Source organism: Bacillus cereus group sp. N31 (assembly GCF_016483245.1).
Taxonomy (GTDB): domain Bacteria; phylum Bacillota; class Bacilli; order Bacillales; family Bacillaceae_G; genus Bacillus_A; species Bacillus_A toyonensis.
The window spans coordinates 56,002-71,711 of the sequence record NZ_JAEHCH010000001.1; the positions used below are offsets into that span (position 1 = coordinate 56,002).

Consider the following 15,710-nt stretch of genomic DNA (forward strand, 5'->3'; position numbering starts at 1 on the left):
CTGTTATGAAATGAAAATATATCAGCGATTATTAGAATATATCGGCGCAACTCGAAATATATCAGCGATTATCAGAATATATCGGCGCAACTCGAAATATATCAGCGATTATTAAAATATATCGACTTACTGACAGAAATCGACAATAAATAAAAGGAGGCTATTAAAAAACGAGCCTCCTTTTCGTTTAGTACAAAGATTTTGTCATATTATTCCGAATAATTTCAAGGGATTTCGCTACAGTTAATGCATTCTTTTCTTCAATTTCTGGTTTACGGGGGATAGGTTTATACATGTTGTCTGGATCTTCCCATGTGAGGGGAAGTTCTGTTTCTGCTTGTCCTTTCCAAGCGTCAATCCATTCTGGAGGAAGATAACCTGAGATGTTTTGGATGTTGTTCATTTCGAGCCAAATGAGTGCCCACGCTCTTGGGACGACGCGCCAGTGGTCATAGCCACCACCGCCGACAGCGATCCAGCGACCGTTGCAATATTCATTAGCGATTTCGCGAGCGAGCTTCGGTATTTCACGGTAAATATTCATCGTTGCACAAAGGTGTGTAAGTGGATCGTAATAATGTGCATCGGCTCCGTTTTGCGTTAAAATAATATCCGGCTTAAAGTATGCGGCAACTTCTTTTACGACAGTTCGATAAGATTCTAGAAACGATTCGTCTTCTGTAAAAGCGTCGAGTGGAACGTTAAAAGAATAACTATAGCCATTGCCTTGTCCACGTTCATTTACAGCGCCAGTTCCAGGGAATAAATAACGTCCGGTCTCGTGTAATGAAATGGTGCATACGTTAGGATCATCGTAAAATGACCATTGTACACCATCGCCGTGATGGGCATCAGTATCAATATATAAAACACGTAAACCGTATTTCTTTTGAATGTATTTCATTGCGATAGAACTATCGTTATAAATACAAAAACCAGATGCCTTGCCACGGAAGCCGTGATGTAAGCCGCCGCCTAAATTAAGTGCGTGTTTTACTTTTCCAGAAAGAACAGCATCGACAGCTGTTAACGTACCGCCAACGAGCAGTGCGCTTGCTTCGTGCATATTTGGGAACATCGGTGTATCTTCTGTTCCGAGTCCATATGTCATCGCAATTGATTTTTCTAACTTTCCTTCTCCAGCACGTTTTACCGCATTTATGTACTCCTCTGTATGAACGTAGGCAATCTCTTCATCTGTAGCCATCCGTGGTGAGATGATTTGAGAGGGAGAGATGAAACCGCCCTTTTGTAATAAATCATACGTAAGTGTGACGCGCAGTTGGTTAAAAGGATGATCAGGGCTAAATGAATAGCCCCGAAAGTCATCCGAATAAATAAACGCGCTACTCATGCTTGCATCCCCATGATGTTTGGCCATAATACGCGGTAGCCTTCTGCTTCAAGTGCATCAATCACTTTTAGAGGATTCATCGTTTGAATGCGGAAAACGAGTACTTTATCATTCTCATCTTTTGCTGGGTAGACGAGAACGCTCACGATATTGATTTGTAAATCACTAAAAATAGCAACGACTTTTCCAAGAATACCAGGTTCGTTTTTTACTTGAATTTCAATTTGCGAACTTGGTTGATGTGCTCCTGTTAATTTTACTAACGTGTGCAGTACAGTAGATTCAGAAATAATTCCAACTAACTTTCCAGCCTTTGTAACAGGGAGACAGCCAATTTTATTTTCAAAAAATAAAGTAGCAATTTCCTCAACGAAATCGAGAGGATGGCAAGTCATAACAGGATGTTTCATAATAAGTTCAAGTGGTTGCTGTAGCATATCGAGTGAAACTTGTTCATCTAAAATAGACGGACTTGCATCTCTTACATCCCGATCAGAAATAATGCCTACGACATGGTTGTGTTGATCGACAATTGGAATGTGCCGAATGCCTTTCGTACGTATCGTTCGGATTGCTGTTTCGATTGTATCGTTTGGATGTAGTGTAACTACATTTTGATTCATAATTTCTTCTACAATCATTCCAGTTGCCCCCTTCATTAATACATAAAACGATTGTGAAAACGTAGACGGTCAAATGCTTGAATAGAATCCGTATCGACGCGATTACCGATGCGGACCATTAAACAGTTGGCAGGATGTGAACAAATTTCAGGATCATCTGTAGCCATCCATTGTAAACCACCAGCATTCATCATCTTTTCCATTACTTTTCGGTACTCCCAAACATTTAAACCTGTTTGTTTTAAATCCCAGTGCCAATAATATTCAGTCGTCAATATAATGTAATCTTCCATATAATCGTCCATCATAGACACTTCTAATAAGTTCTTTCCGACAGAGCACCCACGGAAGGCTGGGACGACTTCAATTGCCCCGAGCTCAATTAAGTTTTCCATTTTTCCTTCTGACCATCGTTCGAGCGGATCAGGATACAAGTATGTAACATATCCAACAATCGTTTGGTCATGTCTAGCAATAATGAGACGGGCTTCAGGTAATTTAGAAATTTCGACAATTGCTTTATACTGCTGCTCGGCAGGACGAAACGCAATTAAATCTGGATGGAATTCATACATTTCAAGATTATGGGTAGAGACAGGACCTTCAATAATTAAAGTGCCTTTCGCTGTTTTCAAGTTTCTAGCATTGTATATTTTTTTATGAATCAATGTATTGCTCACCACCTTGAGGGTTTGTGAATCTATTAATATCGTACTTTATAATATATGCGATGTGAATCGAATTTTGTCATTAAAAATTTGTCTAAAAATCAACAAATATACTGAAAATTTTAAATGATATCATTATAATAGATAATAGAATACATAGGAGGGGGATGTAAAGTATGAAAGTAGAAACGCTTCCTGTCATTAAAGGAGAAAATAATTTGCCGAATTATGAAGAGGCATACGCGAATTTTAACTGGGAAGAGGTTAATAAAAATTTTACTTGGAATGAGACAGGCCGAGTAAATATGGCGTATGAAGCAATTGATAAGCATGCGAAATCCAATCGAAAAAATAAAGTAGCCCTTTATTATCAAGATGGATCGCGAAAAGAGAAATATACATTTAAGGAAATGAAGGATTTTTCTAATAAAGCAGGAAACGTCCTAAAAAATTATGGCGACGTTGAAAAAGGCGATCGCGTTTTTATTTTTATGCCACGTTCTCCAGAATTATATTTCGCGCTTTTAGGTGCAGTGAAATTAGGAGCAATTGTTGGACCGCTATTTGAAGCGTTTATGGAAGGCGCAGTTCGTGATCGTTTAGAAGATAGCGAAGCAAAGGTGTTAATTACAACTCCTGAATTGTTAGAGCGCATACCATTAAATGATTTACCAGCTTTAAAAACAGTCTTTCTTGTTGGAGATAATGTAGAAGAAGGCGGTAAAACGGTAGCGTTCAATCCTTTATTTGAACAAGCCTCAAAAGAATTACATATCGAATGGTTAGGCCGTGAAGACGGTTTAATTCTTCACTATACGTCTGGTTCTACTGGTAAGCCAAAAGGTGTTCTTCATGCGCAAAATGCAATGGTTCAGCACTATCAAACGGCGAAATGGGTATTAGATTTAAAAGAAGATGACGTATATTGGTGTACTGCTGACCCGGGCTGGGTAACAGGAACTGCTTACGGCATTTTTGCACCGTGGTTAGTCGGAGCATCAAATGTTATTTTAGGTGGACGATTTAGTCCAGATGCATGGTATGAAGCACTGCAAGATTACGGTGTAACAGTTTGGTATAGTGCACCGACAGCGTTCCGTATGTTAATGGGAGCTGGACAAGATGCAATTAAAAAATACGACTTATCACAAGTACGCCACGTATTAAGCGTAGGTGAGCCATTAAATCCAGAAGTAATTCGCTGGGGTATGAATGCATTTGGACTTCGTATTCATGATACGTGGTGGATGACAGAAACAGGTGGACAAGTTATTTGTAACTATCCTTGTATGGAAATCCGTCCAGGTTCAATGGGTAAACCAATTCCAGGTGTGAAAGCAGCGATTGTTGATAATGAAGGAAATGAAGTGCCTCCATACACAATGGGTAACTTAGCAATTGGTAAAGGTTGGCCAGCTATGATGCGTGGAATCTGGAATAACAAGCAAAAGTATGAGTCTTACTTTATGCCGGGAGATTGGTACGTATCAGGTGATTCAGCTTATATGGATGAAGATGGATACTTCTGGTTCCAAGGACGTATTGACGATGTAATTATGACGTCAGGTGAGCGCGTTGGACCGTTTGAAGTAGAAAGTAAACTAATCGAGCATGCTGCTGTTGCAGAGGCTGGTGTAATTGGTATTCCTGATCCAGTGCGCGGAGAAATCATTAAAGCATTTATCGCGCTTCGAGCAGGATACGAACCATCTGATGAATTAAAAGAAGAGATTCGTCAATTTGTAAAAAAAGGCCTAGCAGCTCATGCAGCGCCAAGACAAATTGAATTTAGAGATAAATTACCGAAAACGAGAAGTGGTAAAATTATGCGCCGTGTATTAAAAGCTTGGGAGCTAAACTTACCAACAGGTGACTTATCGACGATGGAAGATTAAGAGAGAAAGGTCTGAACGAAAAATGTTCAGGCCTTTCTTTTTTATGATATCATGAACTTATATATATAAGTTGAAGGGGATAGTATGATGAAAACAGAAAAAGAAAAGATGATACTAGGAGAAATGTACATACCAGCTGATCCAGTTTTAGTACAAGAAAGAGAGCAAGCACGTATATTAACGAGAAAATTAAATGATACGCCAGAAGAGCAATTGAAAGAGCGTAGCGAAATCGTAAAAGAATTATTCGGAACGACAGGAGATAATATTCATCTTGAATCTTCTTTTAGATGTGATTACGGCTATAACATTCATGTCGGCGAAAATTTTTACGCGAACTTTGACTGTACGATTTTAGACGTATGCCCGGTGACAATCGGAGTGAACTGTATGTTAGCTCCAGGTGTTCACATTTATACAGCAACGCACCCGCTTGATCCAATAGAGCGTATAAGCGGATCAGAATACGGAAAACCAGTTACAATTGGCGATAACGTATGGATTGGCGGAAGAGCAATTATTAATCCAGGTGTAACAATTGGAGACAATGCGGTGATCGCATCTGGTGCTGTCGTAACGAAAGATGTGCCTAATAATTTAGTAGTTGGCGGAAATCCTGCGAAGATTATTAAAAAAATAAAATAATATTTGAACGAAGTGCCTTCCTCGTCTGTATACATTTATGAAAGAATAGATGAGGGAGGCTTTTTTATGTCTAATAAATTACTTCTTACTTTTGCTTTAATTGGAATTATAGTCGTATTTTCTTGTGGTTTGCTATTACCAATGCCAATCGGATTTAAAGTTTCAATGATTACAGCTGGCGTTATGATGATTGTTATGTTTTCCATCATCATTCCATTTGATCGAAAATATATAGTACGGAAAAAAGGATATAAAATTGATTTTACAAAAACAAAAGTGTACTTTCGCTGGAATGTATTTGATACGATTTCAGCTTGTCTTGCAGTGTATGCATGCATATGTGTGCAAGCATTAAATATTTTAGTTTTAAGTGGTCATACAATACAAAATTCATATGTTCAATTTTTTACGCTTCAATCACAAACGTGGGTTATTGTCGCAAGTTGCTATTTAATTTCCCGTATTTCGTTAACGTTAAAAGGAATAAAGGAGATCAAAAATCATGGCGCAGATTGGGATTGAGGAAGAGCTCATGCTTGCGTACAAAAATGGAGATAAGCAGGCGGGAGAAAAACTATATGTTTTAATCAAACCAACGCTATACACATTTTTGTATCGATTTAATCGAGATGAACAATTGAGTATCGACCTCGTGCAAGATACGTTTTTGATGCTAGAGCGTAAGAAACATATGTATGAATCTGAAAAGGGCAAAATAAAAACGTATTTATTTCAAATTGGTTATCGTCTTATGATTAATAAATTAAATAGAAGAAAAAAGTGGCGTACGCTTTTGCCATTTTTAGTGCCGATTCAGGAAAAAGAATTTTCTCACGAAGATCGGCTCACAGTAAGAGAAGCAATTTTGAAAGTTCCCGAAGAGCAAAGAGCGGTCCTAATCCTTTCTTATTATCATGACATGCAGCAAAAAGAAATTGCAAAGGTATTAGATATTCCAGTCGGAACGGTGAAGTCGAGACTTCATAACGGAATAAAGAAATTGAAACAATTGCTGGAGGTGGATGAAATTGAGCGAAAATCCCTTTAAGAATGAATATAAATTAAAGCAGCATTTAGATAGTGATCATGTAGAAATACCAGATTTTCCAAAAACGGCAAGTCGCTACGATCGATTAATCGGATTTCTTGGTTCACCGGCGAAAGATCCTGTGGAGGCGACGATTGGAAATGATTTATCCATTGTTTTTCATACCTCGCTATTAGTCGGTGTTCCAATTCTTTCTCTCATTACGGTATTCTTTGTGACGTTATAAAGGATTGGCAAGGAGAGAAATCTGGCCCTTATTTGACACGCCTATATAAATGATGGTATAAAGAAAAGTATATGAATAATTGAGCGTGGAAAGGGAGAAGTAGTGATCATTTCCCTGTTTTAGAGAGCTGATGGTCGGTGGAAATCAGCACATAGATGATCGCGAATTACGCCCCTAGAGCATCTTTTTTCGATTGAATTGTATTCAAAAGGGAAAAGACGGTGCTAAGCCGTTATGTAAATAAGGTGGTAGGCTTTTTGGTCTGCAACTAGGGTGGTAACGCGATAATCAAAATCGTCCCTTATTTGAAGGGGCGATTTTTTTATGTTTTCAACCTTCACGCCAGTAATGAACTTAAAGGAGAGTATGTAGGATATGGGTATTTTACAAGATCTTGAATTTCGCGGTCTAATTAATCAGCAAACAGATGCTGAGGGCCTTGAGCAATTATTAGAAAAAGAAAGTGTTAAATTATACTGTGGTTTCGACCCGACAGCGGATAGCTTACACATCGGTCATATGTTACCAGTATTAATGTTACGTCGTTTCCAATTAGCTGGTCACCAACCAATCGCACTTGTTGGCGGTGGTACTGGTATGATCGGTGACCCAAGTGGTAAAAAAGCAGAGCGTACATTAAATACGAAAGATACAGTTGCTTACTACACAGAAAGCATTAAAAACCAACTTTCAAACTTCTTAGAGTTCGAAAACGTGGAAAACCCAGCAACAATGGCTAACAACTACGATTGGCTTGGTAACTTAGATGTCATTTCATTCTTACGCGATATCGGTAAAAACTTCGGTTTAAACTATATGTTAGCAAAAGATACAGTAGCATCTCGTTTAGAGACGGGTATTTCATTCACTGAGTTTAGTTACATGATCTTACAATCATACGACTTCTTAAACTTATACCAAAACCATAATTGCCGCTTACAAATCGGTGGTAGTGACCAATGGGGTAACATTACAGCTGGTCTTGAATTAATACGTAAATCAGAAGAAGATGCGAAAGCGTTCGGTTTAACAATTCCACTAGTTACAAAATCTGACGGTACGAAGTTTGGTAAAACAGAAGGCGGCGCAATTTGGTTAGATCCAGAAAAAACAACTCCTTACGAGTTCTACCAATTCTGGATTAACACAGATGACCGCGACGTTGTTAAATACTTAAAATACTTCACATTCTTATCTCATGAAGAAATTCTTGAGCTTGAAAAGCAAGTAGCTGAAGCGCCAGAAAAACGTGCAGCACAAAAAGCGTTAGGTTCTGAAATGACAAAACTTGTTCACGGTGAAGAAGCATTAGAGCAAGCAATTAAAATTTCAGCTGCACTATTCAGCGGTTCTGTAGCAGAACTGACTGCAAGCGAAATCGAACAAGGATTCAAAGACGTACCATCTGTAGAACGTACGGCAGAAGATACAGTGTTAATCGACTTACTTGTAGAAAGCAAAATCTCTCCATCAAAACGTCAAGCACGTGAAGATGTAACGAACGGTGCAATCTACGTAAACGGTGAACGTACACAAGCATTAGACTACGTTATAACAGAAAACGACCGCATCGAAGGTAAATTCACAATCATTCGCCGCGGTAAGAAGAAATATTTCTTAATTCGTTACTAATTAGAAACGAATATAAACAAATAGTACCCCGAATTGTAGGCTGAAAAGTTTATGATTCGGGGTTTTTATGTATGAATTTAGATTACCTTACGAGTTCTTGTAAATAGAATATGAAGAATTAATACGAGCATATAAAGTAAGCTAATGAGCATAACAATAAATGCTGTTGGATAAAATTTTGCTGCATATATAAAGAAATCGATTTGATAAATATCTTGGTAATTTGAAACGGTGCCTTTAAAATAATTCGTAAACTTAGCGCTATATTTCCATTCATCAGGATAATCTATTAAATTACTCCCCTGATACCAACTCATAAGTGCTGAAGTAATAAAAAGCATACATGCACTGCCCAATTGAACCATTTGGTTTATCGTCAAAAGAAATTAACCTCCTATTTTATGGTTATTATAGCGTGCATTCGTATTCCTGTAACCTTTTTGTTGTAATCTCCTTTTCGAGTTCATACGGAAGTCACATGTAAGCGGTATGATAAACGTATAACAAATAGAAAGGAGTGGTAAAACAAAATGTCACTAGAAGCGCTCATTATTTTTTCTTTGCTAAATGCGGGTCAGCTTGCAGAGAATTCGAAGGTGGATATACATAAAGAGCAAAAAGATGCTTATGTATATGTTCAAAAAGAGGAAAATAAATAATTTTATTTTATATATAAATGACAAAAAGCCAATCCAGAGGATTGGCTTTTTGTCATTGTGTTGGAAAAAGAGGGGAAATCCCTCTTTTTAAACATTAGCTAAAATTTGATCATAGCATGAAATAATAAGTGGTTCCAAATCTTTTAAATCATTAACATTATCAATGAAAATTCTACTTACTCCCTGTGATTTTGGGGCTTGCTCAACAACGAAATTAGGGCATAGCTGTTTAGTAGCTTCTAGATCTAGTCTTACAACTAAGGATTTTGCATCTCCATCAAGGAAGAGACGTATAAACCATTTTGTGATTACACGATTCATGATGCAAAAATAACTAATAGTATCTTTATATTTGAGGTCACTGATGTCTCTTTGATTTTCAGTTAATATTTCTTTAACAATGTTAAAGGCAGTCAGTTCATCTTCGATAGTGAAAACTCTATCTGTTTTGTCTTTTTTGCTAATGTCTTCCATTATTTCGGCAGAAGCGGCTGCAACTAGGCTTGTTTCTATTTTCTCCGTTATTTTTGTTTCTTTTGGTGTTAAACCATCACTGATTATTTCTAATAGTGTTCGATTAATTGCTTTTTTAACAATTGGTCGGAACCGCTCTAAAACGTTATTTGTAATTCTAGTTGAGCTAAAGTCTTTAATTAGAAAACGAAGGAAGTCATCTGAAGGATTTTTAAATAACTCTTTAATTGTGGAGTTTAAATTGGTCATATAAATAAGTTCTTCGGCATATTTTACGATCTCTTCAGCTTCAAAATTCTCTTTTGTAAAAGTTTCAATCGTTTCAATATCTAAATTACTTAAATTATCCATACTGAATGTGAAGAAAGGTTTTTCATCCATTACATTGTCATTTGTTAAATCAGTATAAAATTTGTATTCTATACCATTAGTTAGTACCCCTACTTTGACATCAGGTAAGGCATTGAAATACCTAGATAGTTGCGCATCGTGTTTAAGGAGGTTTTCTGTTACAGGTTTTGCCTCAATTAAAATAATTGGAACTCCATTTTTGAAAACCGCATAATCGACTTTTTCCCCTTTTTTAGTTCCAAAGTCTGCAATATACTCAGGTCTAACTTCTAAAGGGCTAAAAACGTCATAACCTAGCTTTTGAAGAAAAGGAATAATTAAGGATTGCTTGGTCATTTCTTCATTAGTTATGTACTCTTTTCGTTCTAAAATTTGGTTAGCTATTTTGTTTATGTCATTTCTGAATTCCATATCAACGTCTCCTCGTTATAAAGTTTAAAAATCCTTAATATTAATACTATTATTTAAAAATTCATAATATAACATAAGTTGTGTATGGAAATAGGAAGGTTATTTTTTTATTTGAATTAGATTAGATTAGATAAAACATATTTGTTTTAGGTGGGGGTATAGAGTATTGGGATTTTTATGTTACGTGGGATATAAAAAATTATGGTGAGAATTGAAAAAAGCCAATCCAGAGGATTGGCTTTTTGTCATTAACGAGAGTAGAACTCTACGATTAATGCTTCGTTGATTTCAGCTGCTAACTCAGAACGCTCAGCGTGACGAGTGTAAGTAGCTTCTAATTTATCAGCATCGAAAGTTAAGTATTCTGGTACGAAGTTGTTAACTTCGATCGCTTCTTTAACAACAACAAGGCTGTTAGATTTTTCGCGAACGCTGATAGTTTGACCAGGTTTAACGCGGTAAGATGGGATATCTACGCGAGCGCCATCAACCATGATGTGACCGTGGTTTACTAATTGGCGAGCTGCACGACGAGTGCGAGCTAAGCCCATACGGTAAACTAAGTTGTCAAGACGAGCTTCAAGAAGGATCATGAAGTTTTCGCCGTGCTTACCAGGCATTTTACCTGCTTGGTCAAATGTGCGACGGAATTGACGCTCAGTCATGCCGTACATGTGACGAAGTTTTTGTTTCTCTTGTAATTGTAAACCGTATTCTGAAAGTTTCTTACGTTGGTTAGGACCGTGAGGACCTGGTGCGTAAGGGCGTTTTTCTAATTCTTTTCCTGTGCCGCTTAGAGAGATTCCAAGACGACGAGACAGTTTCCAAGCTGGACCTGTATAACGAGCCATAGTTGACTCCTCCTTTAAAAATGTTTTTATTTACGTAAAATAAAAACAGACGTAATCGATATTTACGGGCATTTTGTTTTCATGTACCTTCGCTCCAGCAGCAGGGAGTTACGAGATACACCTCCGTAGAGGAACAAAATACAAACGATAAACTCACATTACAAGGCTGCCTTTTTATTTTACACAAACGCTATTATATCTTTTACCCAGAGTTTCGTCAAGCGAGTACGTTTTTGTTTTATGCATATAAATTTTGGAAATTAATATAAGAAGGAATTTAAAACAATATAAAAGAAGAGATAGAAACACAAATAAAACGTTTACATAAAATGTAGTAAAAACATTCATCAGTTTTTTAATGGTGAATATGCGGGATAAAAACATAAAGGGGATGTTTTTATGAAAAAGAAGCATATGGAGACAGCGTTAATTCATCACGGTTATACATCTGAGGAACATAAAGGAAGTTTAACACCACCGTTATTTCAAACGTCTACATTTACATTTGAGACTGCGCAGCAAGGAGAGGCGAGTTTTGCGGGAGTAGATCCGTCTTATATTTACTCAAGACTTGGAAATCCAACTGTAAAATTATTTGAAGAGCGCATGGCTGTGTTAGAAGGGGGAGAAGAAGCACTTGCTTTCGGATCCGGAATGGCAGCTATTTCAGCAACGTTAATTGGCTTTCTAAAAGCTGGAGATCATATTATTTGTTCAAACGGATTATATGGGTGCACGTACGGATTTTTAGAAGTGTTAGAAGAGAAATTTATGATTACACATTCGTTTTGTGATATGGAGACAGAGACTGATATTGAAAATAAGATTCGCCCAAATACAAAGCTCATTTTCGTTGAAACACCGATTAATCCAACGATGAAATTAATCGATTTAAAACAAGTGATTCGAGTTGCGAAGCGAAATGGCCTACTCGTCATTGTTGATAATACGTTTTGTTCACCTTATTTACAAAGACCGCTTGAGCTTGGTTGTGACGCAGTTGTGCATAGTGCGACAAAATATATTGGTGGCCATGGTGATGTTGTGGCGGGTGTAACGATTTGTAAAACGAAAGTGTTAGCTGAAAAAATTCGTCCGATGCGAAAAGATATCGGCGGTATTATGGCGCCGTTTGATGCGTGGTTATTATTACGCGGATTAAAGACGTTAGCAGTAAGAATGGATCGTCATTGTGATAATGCAGAAAAAATTGTATCGTTCCTAAAAAATCATGATGTAGTAGAAGGGGTTTGGTACCCAGAAGGGGAGTTAGCATCTCGCCAAATGAAACGGGGCGGTGGCGTTATTTCTTTTTCTGTCAAAGGCGGGAAAGAGGAAACGCAAGCGTTTATCAATGACCTTCACTTTATTACGATCGCGGTAAGTTTAGGTGATACAGAAACGTTAATTCAGCATCCAGCAACGATGACGCATGCTGCGATTCCAGCGGAACTAAGAAAAGAAATGGGTATTTTCGATAATTTAATACGTTTATCTGTCGGTTTAGAATCGTGGGAGGATATCGTTTCTGATTTGGAGCAAGCGTTAAAGAAAATATCTACTGTTAGTAATCAATAAAAAAGAGTGAGCTATCGGTTTCGTACATTACGTACTTAATCGATAACTCACTCTTTTTCTTATATATGTTTTAACAGTGTTTCCACAAACTTTTCTAAATAGTGCTGATCTACTTCATCGAAACGATTTTTTTCAGGACTATCAATATCCAGCACACCAATGACATTTCCGTCTTTTATAATCGGTACAACGATTTCCGAATTAGAGGCACTATCGCAAGCGATATGTCCTGGGAATTGGTGAACGTCCGCTACAAGTTGCGTTGTTTTCGTTTCAGCTGCTACGCCGCAAACGCCGCGCCCAAATGGAATACGTACGCATGCTGGCATTCCTTGGAATGGCCCGAGAACGAGCTGATTTCCTTCTGTTACATAAAAGCCAACCCAATTAACGCGATCTAAAAATTGGTTTAATAATGCGGACGCATTTGATAAGTTTGCGACTACGTTTAATTCGCCAGTTAATAATGCATCCAGTTGTTTAATTACTGTCTCATACTGCTTTTCACGAGAACCTGCATAACTTTCTTTTGTAAACATGGAAACAACTCCCTTTTTATCGAGATGTGTAAAATATTAGCAAAATACGATGTATTTCACATGACTTTGTCGATAGAAAATTAAAGGAATTTGTCTTAAAAGTCAAGAAATTTAAACTATAGCTGTTCAGTGAGAGGAAGTGAGCGCATGAAGCAGACGAAACAAAAAGTAATTGATGCGGCAATATCGTTGTTTAATACGAAAGGTTATGACGGGACATCAGTGCGAGACATTGCAAAGCGAGCGGATGTGAATGTAGCGAATATTTCATACTATTTTGCTGGAAAGCAAGGCCTATTAGAGCAGCTTATTACTGATTTTTTAGAAGGATATATTCATGTGATTGAAACGTCCTTTGAACAGAGAGAGTATTTGTCGGCTAAAGATGTGATGGTGCAAATGGTGCGCGGGATTTTACGATATCAATTTGAAAATAGGGAACTGACACGTTTTTTTTATAGAGAGCTTTCGCTTGATACCACATTAATTCGTGAAGTGATGACCGTTTATTTTTCTAAAGAAAGATATTATATCGAGCAAATCATTAGAGAAGGACAAATGAAGAAAGAGTTTCGAAAGGTATCTTTTACAATGTTTATGACGCAATTAAAAGGCATGATAAATATGCCGTTTTTATATCCACAGTATATATCAGAAGTATTACATTCTTTTCCATCCGAAACATTTTTCTTAGAAATGTATACGAAGGAAATTGAGCAATGGATGGAACAAGCATTATGTAAAACGAATATGTATCAGGAATGGCCAAGAGCTGTTCATATGTGAAAAATCCCCACCTAACGAACCGAGGTGGGGATTCTTGTAGTTTCTTTTCTTTGCCATAAATTGTTACATAATAGCGCAATAATTGTTAATGAGGCTCCGGCAATTTCGATTTTGTCGACCGTATAACCTCGAAATATGGAACCGATAAGTGCAAGGACAGGAACTAAATTCATAAATAATATGCCGTTAATAGATGAAATATAGCGATTCCCCATATTCCAGCAAAACACAGCGATAACACCTGCAATAATCGACATATAAAAGAGTTCAAAACGAACGCTCACAATTGTGCGTAATGATGGTACAGTAATGACGTTTGTGTAAGTTAATAAAGTGACAATAACGATGAGTGACATTGAACCGAACAAACAAGTTAACGTTGTATATCGAAGTGGTGACCAAGATTGAAAACGAGCACCGCCATTTGTATAAATGACCCAGCAAGTAACGCCGCATAACATCAATATATTCGTAGATAAGTGACTTGCAGCTCCAAATAATAAGTGAATATTTCCTTTTGAAATGACAAGCATAACACCGAGTAATGCAACGAACATACAAAGAAAAGTGTAGTTTTGTGGACGCTTATTTTTTGTTATCCATTGTAATGATAAGGCAATTAGTGGCATGAGAGACTGAATCATCGCTGCATGGATTGCTCCAGAAGGTCCGGCAAGTTGTTGTCCGTAGAAAACGAGAAAACCATATCCAGCGAAACCGACTGTTCCGTAAAAAAATAAAGAAAGTGTTCGTTTTTCTAAGCGGAGCGAATGTGTCCCTTCAGTGATTAATAGCAAAATAAGAAAAATAATAGCTGCAGATCCGTAGCGAATAGTTGTGAAAAAGAACGGATCGATAAATTGTAAGGCATTTGCCATTACAGGAAACATAAATCCCCAGGCAGTTACGGCAAGTAAGCATAGGAGGGATCCGAAGAGCATTTGTTTTTTGTTCAAGAGTACCATTCTCCTTTACATTTCGTTATAGTAAGTTGATGAAATAAGTATAAAGAGTAATGATTTATAGAAGGAAATATCGATTTTTTATAACAGTTATAACTTTTTGTTAGAGGTGTATATGATGGATTTAGAGGCAGTACGATCGTTTATGGAAGTAAAGCATATGCGCAGTTTATCAAAGGCAAGTAAGCTTTTACATATTTCACAACCAGCGCTTAGTAAACAAATTCAAAGATTAGAAGCGGATTTAGAGGTTACTTTACTCAAGCGTTCTGCTCAAGGAGTGGAGTTAACAGAGGCTGGTGAGATATTTATAGCAAGAATGTTACCGATTTTGGAACAAATACATGAAGTGAAAACGGAGATGAAGAAGTATCAAGAGAAACGGAGAATTTCGATAGGTATATTGCCAAGTTTAGCGGCGTATTACATATCGAAATGCAAAGATATATTAGGTGATGGATTCGAAATAGAATGGAAAATTGAGCATACGAAAGTATTAATGGAATTGTTTAAAGAGCGGAAGATTGAAGCGATGTTCATTGATTCAGTAGTAGAAGGCGCTACATATATAAAAGAAATGCGGGAGGAAAAAATTGTTTGTGTAGTTTCAAATGATCATCCTTATAAAGAGAAAACAATAATCCGAATGGAAGGTTTGGAACATGAGAAATTAATTGTGTACCCAGAAATATGTGATGTAAGGGAAATGATTATGAACATGTTTCAAGGTATAGGTGCGAAACCAATCATTGCGTTTGAAACTTCTTATGCAGAACCGATGCTTGCGATGGTCGGAGCTGGACTTGGCATCACTTTACTTCCAGAAATGTCAGTGGAGCAAGCGGTAAAGCAGGGGAATGTGCATGTGATTTCTGTTGAACCCCCACTCATGCGCAAAATCTATTTCGTATCTCATATGAAAGAGTGCCCGTTATGGCAATCATTTGAGGATAGGTAGTGAAGCGGGCGGAAGATTAAGAAAGATTACAATTGCATTTAAAGAAACAT

Annotated in this window: 18 protein-coding genes and 1 other annotated feature; of the genes, 10 read left to right on the forward strand and 8 right to left on the reverse strand. The window is 37.3% G+C overall.

Going from position 1 to position 15,710, the window contains the following annotated elements; translation table 11 throughout:
• Nucleotides 1-187: 187 nt before the first annotated feature.
• Genes acuC through acuA form a run of 3 tightly spaced genes read right to left on the reverse strand, consistent with a single transcriptional unit; the run spans nucleotide 188 to nucleotide 2,645 of the window.
• On the reverse strand, nucleotides 188-1,354 hold the full coding sequence (gene acuC / locus JDS81_RS00325) for an acetoin utilization protein AcuC (RefSeq protein ID WP_097952241.1): 1,167 nt from the start codon (nucleotides 1,352-1,354) through the stop codon (nucleotides 188-190).
• Nucleotides 1,351-1,995, reverse strand: a complete 645-nt coding sequence (locus JDS81_RS00330) for an acetoin utilization AcuB family protein (protein ID WP_000634576.1) — start codon at nucleotides 1,993-1,995, stop codon at nucleotides 1,351-1,353. The genes acuC and JDS81_RS00330 overlap by 4 nt, the downstream gene beginning before the upstream one ends.
• A gap of 17 nt (nucleotides 1,996-2,012) precedes the next feature.
• A complete protein-coding gene (acuA, locus tag JDS81_RS00335) occupies nucleotides 2,013-2,645 on the reverse strand; it encodes an acetoin utilization protein acetyltransferase AcuA (protein ID WP_000581385.1) in 633 nt (210 codons plus the stop codon).
• A gap of 176 nt (nucleotides 2,646-2,821) precedes the next feature.
• On the opposite strand from acuA, the gene acsA reads away from it, so the two are divergent.
• The 6 genes from acsA to tyrS all read left to right on the forward strand — a co-directional run bounded on the left by acsA (nucleotide 2,822) and on the right by tyrS (nucleotide 8,091).
• The gene (acsA, locus tag JDS81_RS00340) at nucleotides 2,822-4,540 is read left to right on the forward strand and encodes an acetate--CoA ligase (RefSeq protein WP_097952242.1); all 1,719 of its coding nucleotides are present in this window, start codon (nucleotides 2,822-2,824) and stop codon (nucleotides 4,538-4,540) included.
• 84 nt (nucleotides 4,541-4,624) lie between these two features.
• Entirely contained in the window at nucleotides 4,625-5,185 is a 561-nt protein-coding gene (locus JDS81_RS00345) for a maltose acetyltransferase domain-containing protein (protein ID WP_097952244.1), read from the forward strand.
• A gap of 66 nt (nucleotides 5,186-5,251) precedes the next feature.
• The gene (locus tag JDS81_RS00350; protein ID WP_097952246.1) at nucleotides 5,252-5,707 is read left to right on the forward strand and encodes a hypothetical protein; all 456 of its coding nucleotides are present in this window, start codon (nucleotides 5,252-5,254) and stop codon (nucleotides 5,705-5,707) included.
• The gene (locus tag JDS81_RS00355; RefSeq protein WP_097952248.1) at nucleotides 5,688-6,233 is read left to right on the forward strand and encodes an RNA polymerase sigma factor; all 546 of its coding nucleotides are present in this window, start codon (nucleotides 5,688-5,690) and stop codon (nucleotides 6,231-6,233) included. The genes JDS81_RS00350 and JDS81_RS00355 overlap by 20 nt, the downstream gene beginning before the upstream one ends.
• Complete coding sequence (locus tag JDS81_RS00360; protein ID WP_097952251.1) at nucleotides 6,214-6,459, forward strand: hypothetical protein; 246 nt, start codon at nucleotides 6,214-6,216, stop codon at nucleotides 6,457-6,459. Before JDS81_RS00355 ends, JDS81_RS00360 begins: the two co-directional genes overlap by 20 nt.
• A gap of 77 nt (nucleotides 6,460-6,536) precedes the next feature.
• Nucleotides 6,537-6,764 (forward strand) — a binding site (T-box leader).
• A gap of 70 nt (nucleotides 6,765-6,834) precedes the next feature.
• On the forward strand, nucleotides 6,835-8,091 hold the full coding sequence (gene tyrS / locus JDS81_RS00365) for a tyrosine--tRNA ligase (RefSeq protein WP_097952253.1): 1,257 nt from the start codon (nucleotides 6,835-6,837) through the stop codon (nucleotides 8,089-8,091).
• 77 nt (nucleotides 8,092-8,168) lie between these two features.
• Here tyrS and JDS81_RS00370 read toward each other — a convergent pair whose 3' ends face one another.
• Nucleotides 8,169-8,471, reverse strand: coding sequence for a YjdJ family protein (locus JDS81_RS00370; protein WP_000154643.1), 303 nt, complete (start codon nucleotides 8,469-8,471; stop codon nucleotides 8,169-8,171).
• A 150-nt stretch (nucleotides 8,472-8,621) separates the two neighbouring features.
• Between JDS81_RS00370 and JDS81_RS00375 the strand changes: the two genes are divergently transcribed.
• On the forward strand, nucleotides 8,622-8,750 hold the full coding sequence (locus JDS81_RS00375) for a hypothetical protein (protein ID WP_000050940.1): 129 nt from the start codon (nucleotides 8,622-8,624) through the stop codon (nucleotides 8,748-8,750).
• 87 nt (nucleotides 8,751-8,837) lie between these two features.
• Here the strand turns inward: JDS81_RS00375 and JDS81_RS00380 are convergent, their stop codons facing one another.
• Nucleotides 8,838-9,986 (reverse strand): type I restriction endonuclease, encoded by a 1,149-nt coding sequence (locus JDS81_RS00380; RefSeq protein WP_097952254.1) that lies wholly within the window; start codon nucleotides 9,984-9,986, stop codon nucleotides 8,838-8,840.
• Nucleotides 9,987-10,234: 248 nt separating this feature from the next.
• Nucleotides 10,235-10,837, reverse strand: coding sequence for a 30S ribosomal protein S4 (gene rpsD / locus JDS81_RS00385; protein WP_000135316.1), 603 nt, complete (start codon nucleotides 10,835-10,837; stop codon nucleotides 10,235-10,237).
• Nucleotides 10,838-11,236: 399 nt separating this feature from the next.
• Here rpsD and megL point away from each other — a divergent pair, with 399 nt between their 5' ends.
• Nucleotides 11,237-12,415, forward strand: a complete 1,179-nt coding sequence (megL, locus tag JDS81_RS00390; RefSeq protein ID WP_000726604.1) for a methionine gamma-lyase — start codon at nucleotides 11,237-11,239, stop codon at nucleotides 12,413-12,415.
• A gap of 59 nt (nucleotides 12,416-12,474) precedes the next feature.
• On the opposite strand, the gene JDS81_RS00395 is transcribed toward megL, so the two are convergent.
• Nucleotides 12,475-12,954, reverse strand: coding sequence for a GAF domain-containing protein (locus tag JDS81_RS00395; protein WP_000494323.1), 480 nt, complete (start codon nucleotides 12,952-12,954; stop codon nucleotides 12,475-12,477).
• A gap of 147 nt (nucleotides 12,955-13,101) precedes the next feature.
• Here JDS81_RS00395 and refZ point away from each other — a divergent pair, with 147 nt between their 5' ends.
• Nucleotides 13,102-13,740 carry a forespore capture DNA-binding protein RefZ gene (gene refZ / locus JDS81_RS00400; RefSeq protein ID WP_000814925.1) on the forward strand — a complete coding sequence of 213 codons (639 nt, stop codon included), beginning with the start codon at nucleotides 13,102-13,104 and terminating at the stop codon, nucleotides 13,738-13,740.
• 11 nt (nucleotides 13,741-13,751) lie between these two features.
• Here refZ and JDS81_RS00405 read toward each other — a convergent pair whose 3' ends face one another.
• Nucleotides 13,752-14,696 carry a DMT family transporter gene (locus JDS81_RS00405; protein ID WP_001036045.1) on the reverse strand — a complete coding sequence of 315 codons (945 nt, stop codon included), beginning with the start codon at nucleotides 14,694-14,696 and terminating at the stop codon, nucleotides 13,752-13,754.
• Nucleotides 14,697-14,820: 124 nt separating this feature from the next.
• Between JDS81_RS00405 and JDS81_RS00410 the strand changes: the two genes are divergently transcribed.
• On the forward strand, nucleotides 14,821-15,660 hold the full coding sequence (locus JDS81_RS00410; protein WP_097952257.1) for a LysR family transcriptional regulator: 840 nt from the start codon (nucleotides 14,821-14,823) through the stop codon (nucleotides 15,658-15,660).
• Nucleotides 15,661-15,710: the final 50 nt, after the last annotated feature.

Excerpts from the sequence above, each read along its gene's own strand:
- acuC (WP_097952241.1), bottom strand. The coding sequence starts at position 1,354 with ATGAGTAGCGCGTTTATTTATTCGGATGACTTTCGGGGCTATTCATTT.
- JDS81_RS00330 (WP_000634576.1), bottom strand. The coding sequence starts at position 1,995 with ATGATTGTAGAAGAAATTATGAATCAAAATGTAGTTACACTACATCCA.
- acsA (WP_097952242.1), top strand. The coding sequence starts at position 2,822 with ATGAAAGTAGAAACGCTTCCTGTCATTAAAGGAGAAAATAATTTGCCG.
- JDS81_RS00345 (WP_097952244.1), top strand. The coding sequence starts at position 4,625 with ATGATGAAAACAGAAAAAGAAAAGATGATACTAGGAGAAATGTACATA.
- JDS81_RS00350 (WP_097952246.1), top strand. The coding sequence starts at position 5,252 with ATGTCTAATAAATTACTTCTTACTTTTGCTTTAATTGGAATTATAGTC.
- JDS81_RS00355 (WP_097952248.1), top strand. The coding sequence starts at position 5,688 with ATGGCGCAGATTGGGATTGAGGAAGAGCTCATGCTTGCGTACAAAAAT.
- tyrS (WP_097952253.1), top strand. The coding sequence starts at position 6,835 with ATGGGTATTTTACAAGATCTTGAATTTCGCGGTCTAATTAATCAGCAA.
- JDS81_RS00375 (WP_000050940.1), top strand. The coding sequence starts at position 8,622 with ATGTCACTAGAAGCGCTCATTATTTTTTCTTTGCTAAATGCGGGTCAG.
- JDS81_RS00380 (WP_097952254.1), bottom strand. The coding sequence starts at position 9,986 with ATGGAATTCAGAAATGACATAAACAAAATAGCTAACCAAATTTTAGAA.
- rpsD (WP_000135316.1), bottom strand. The coding sequence starts at position 10,837 with ATGGCTCGTTATACAGGTCCAGCTTGGAAACTGTCTCGTCGTCTTGGA.
- megL (WP_000726604.1), top strand. The coding sequence starts at position 11,237 with ATGAAAAAGAAGCATATGGAGACAGCGTTAATTCATCACGGTTATACA.
- JDS81_RS00395 (WP_000494323.1), bottom strand. The coding sequence starts at position 12,954 with ATGTTTACAAAAGAAAGTTATGCAGGTTCTCGTGAAAAGCAGTATGAG.
- refZ (WP_000814925.1), top strand. The coding sequence starts at position 13,102 with ATGAAGCAGACGAAACAAAAAGTAATTGATGCGGCAATATCGTTGTTT.
- JDS81_RS00410 (WP_097952257.1), top strand. The coding sequence starts at position 14,821 with ATGGATTTAGAGGCAGTACGATCGTTTATGGAAGTAAAGCATATGCGC.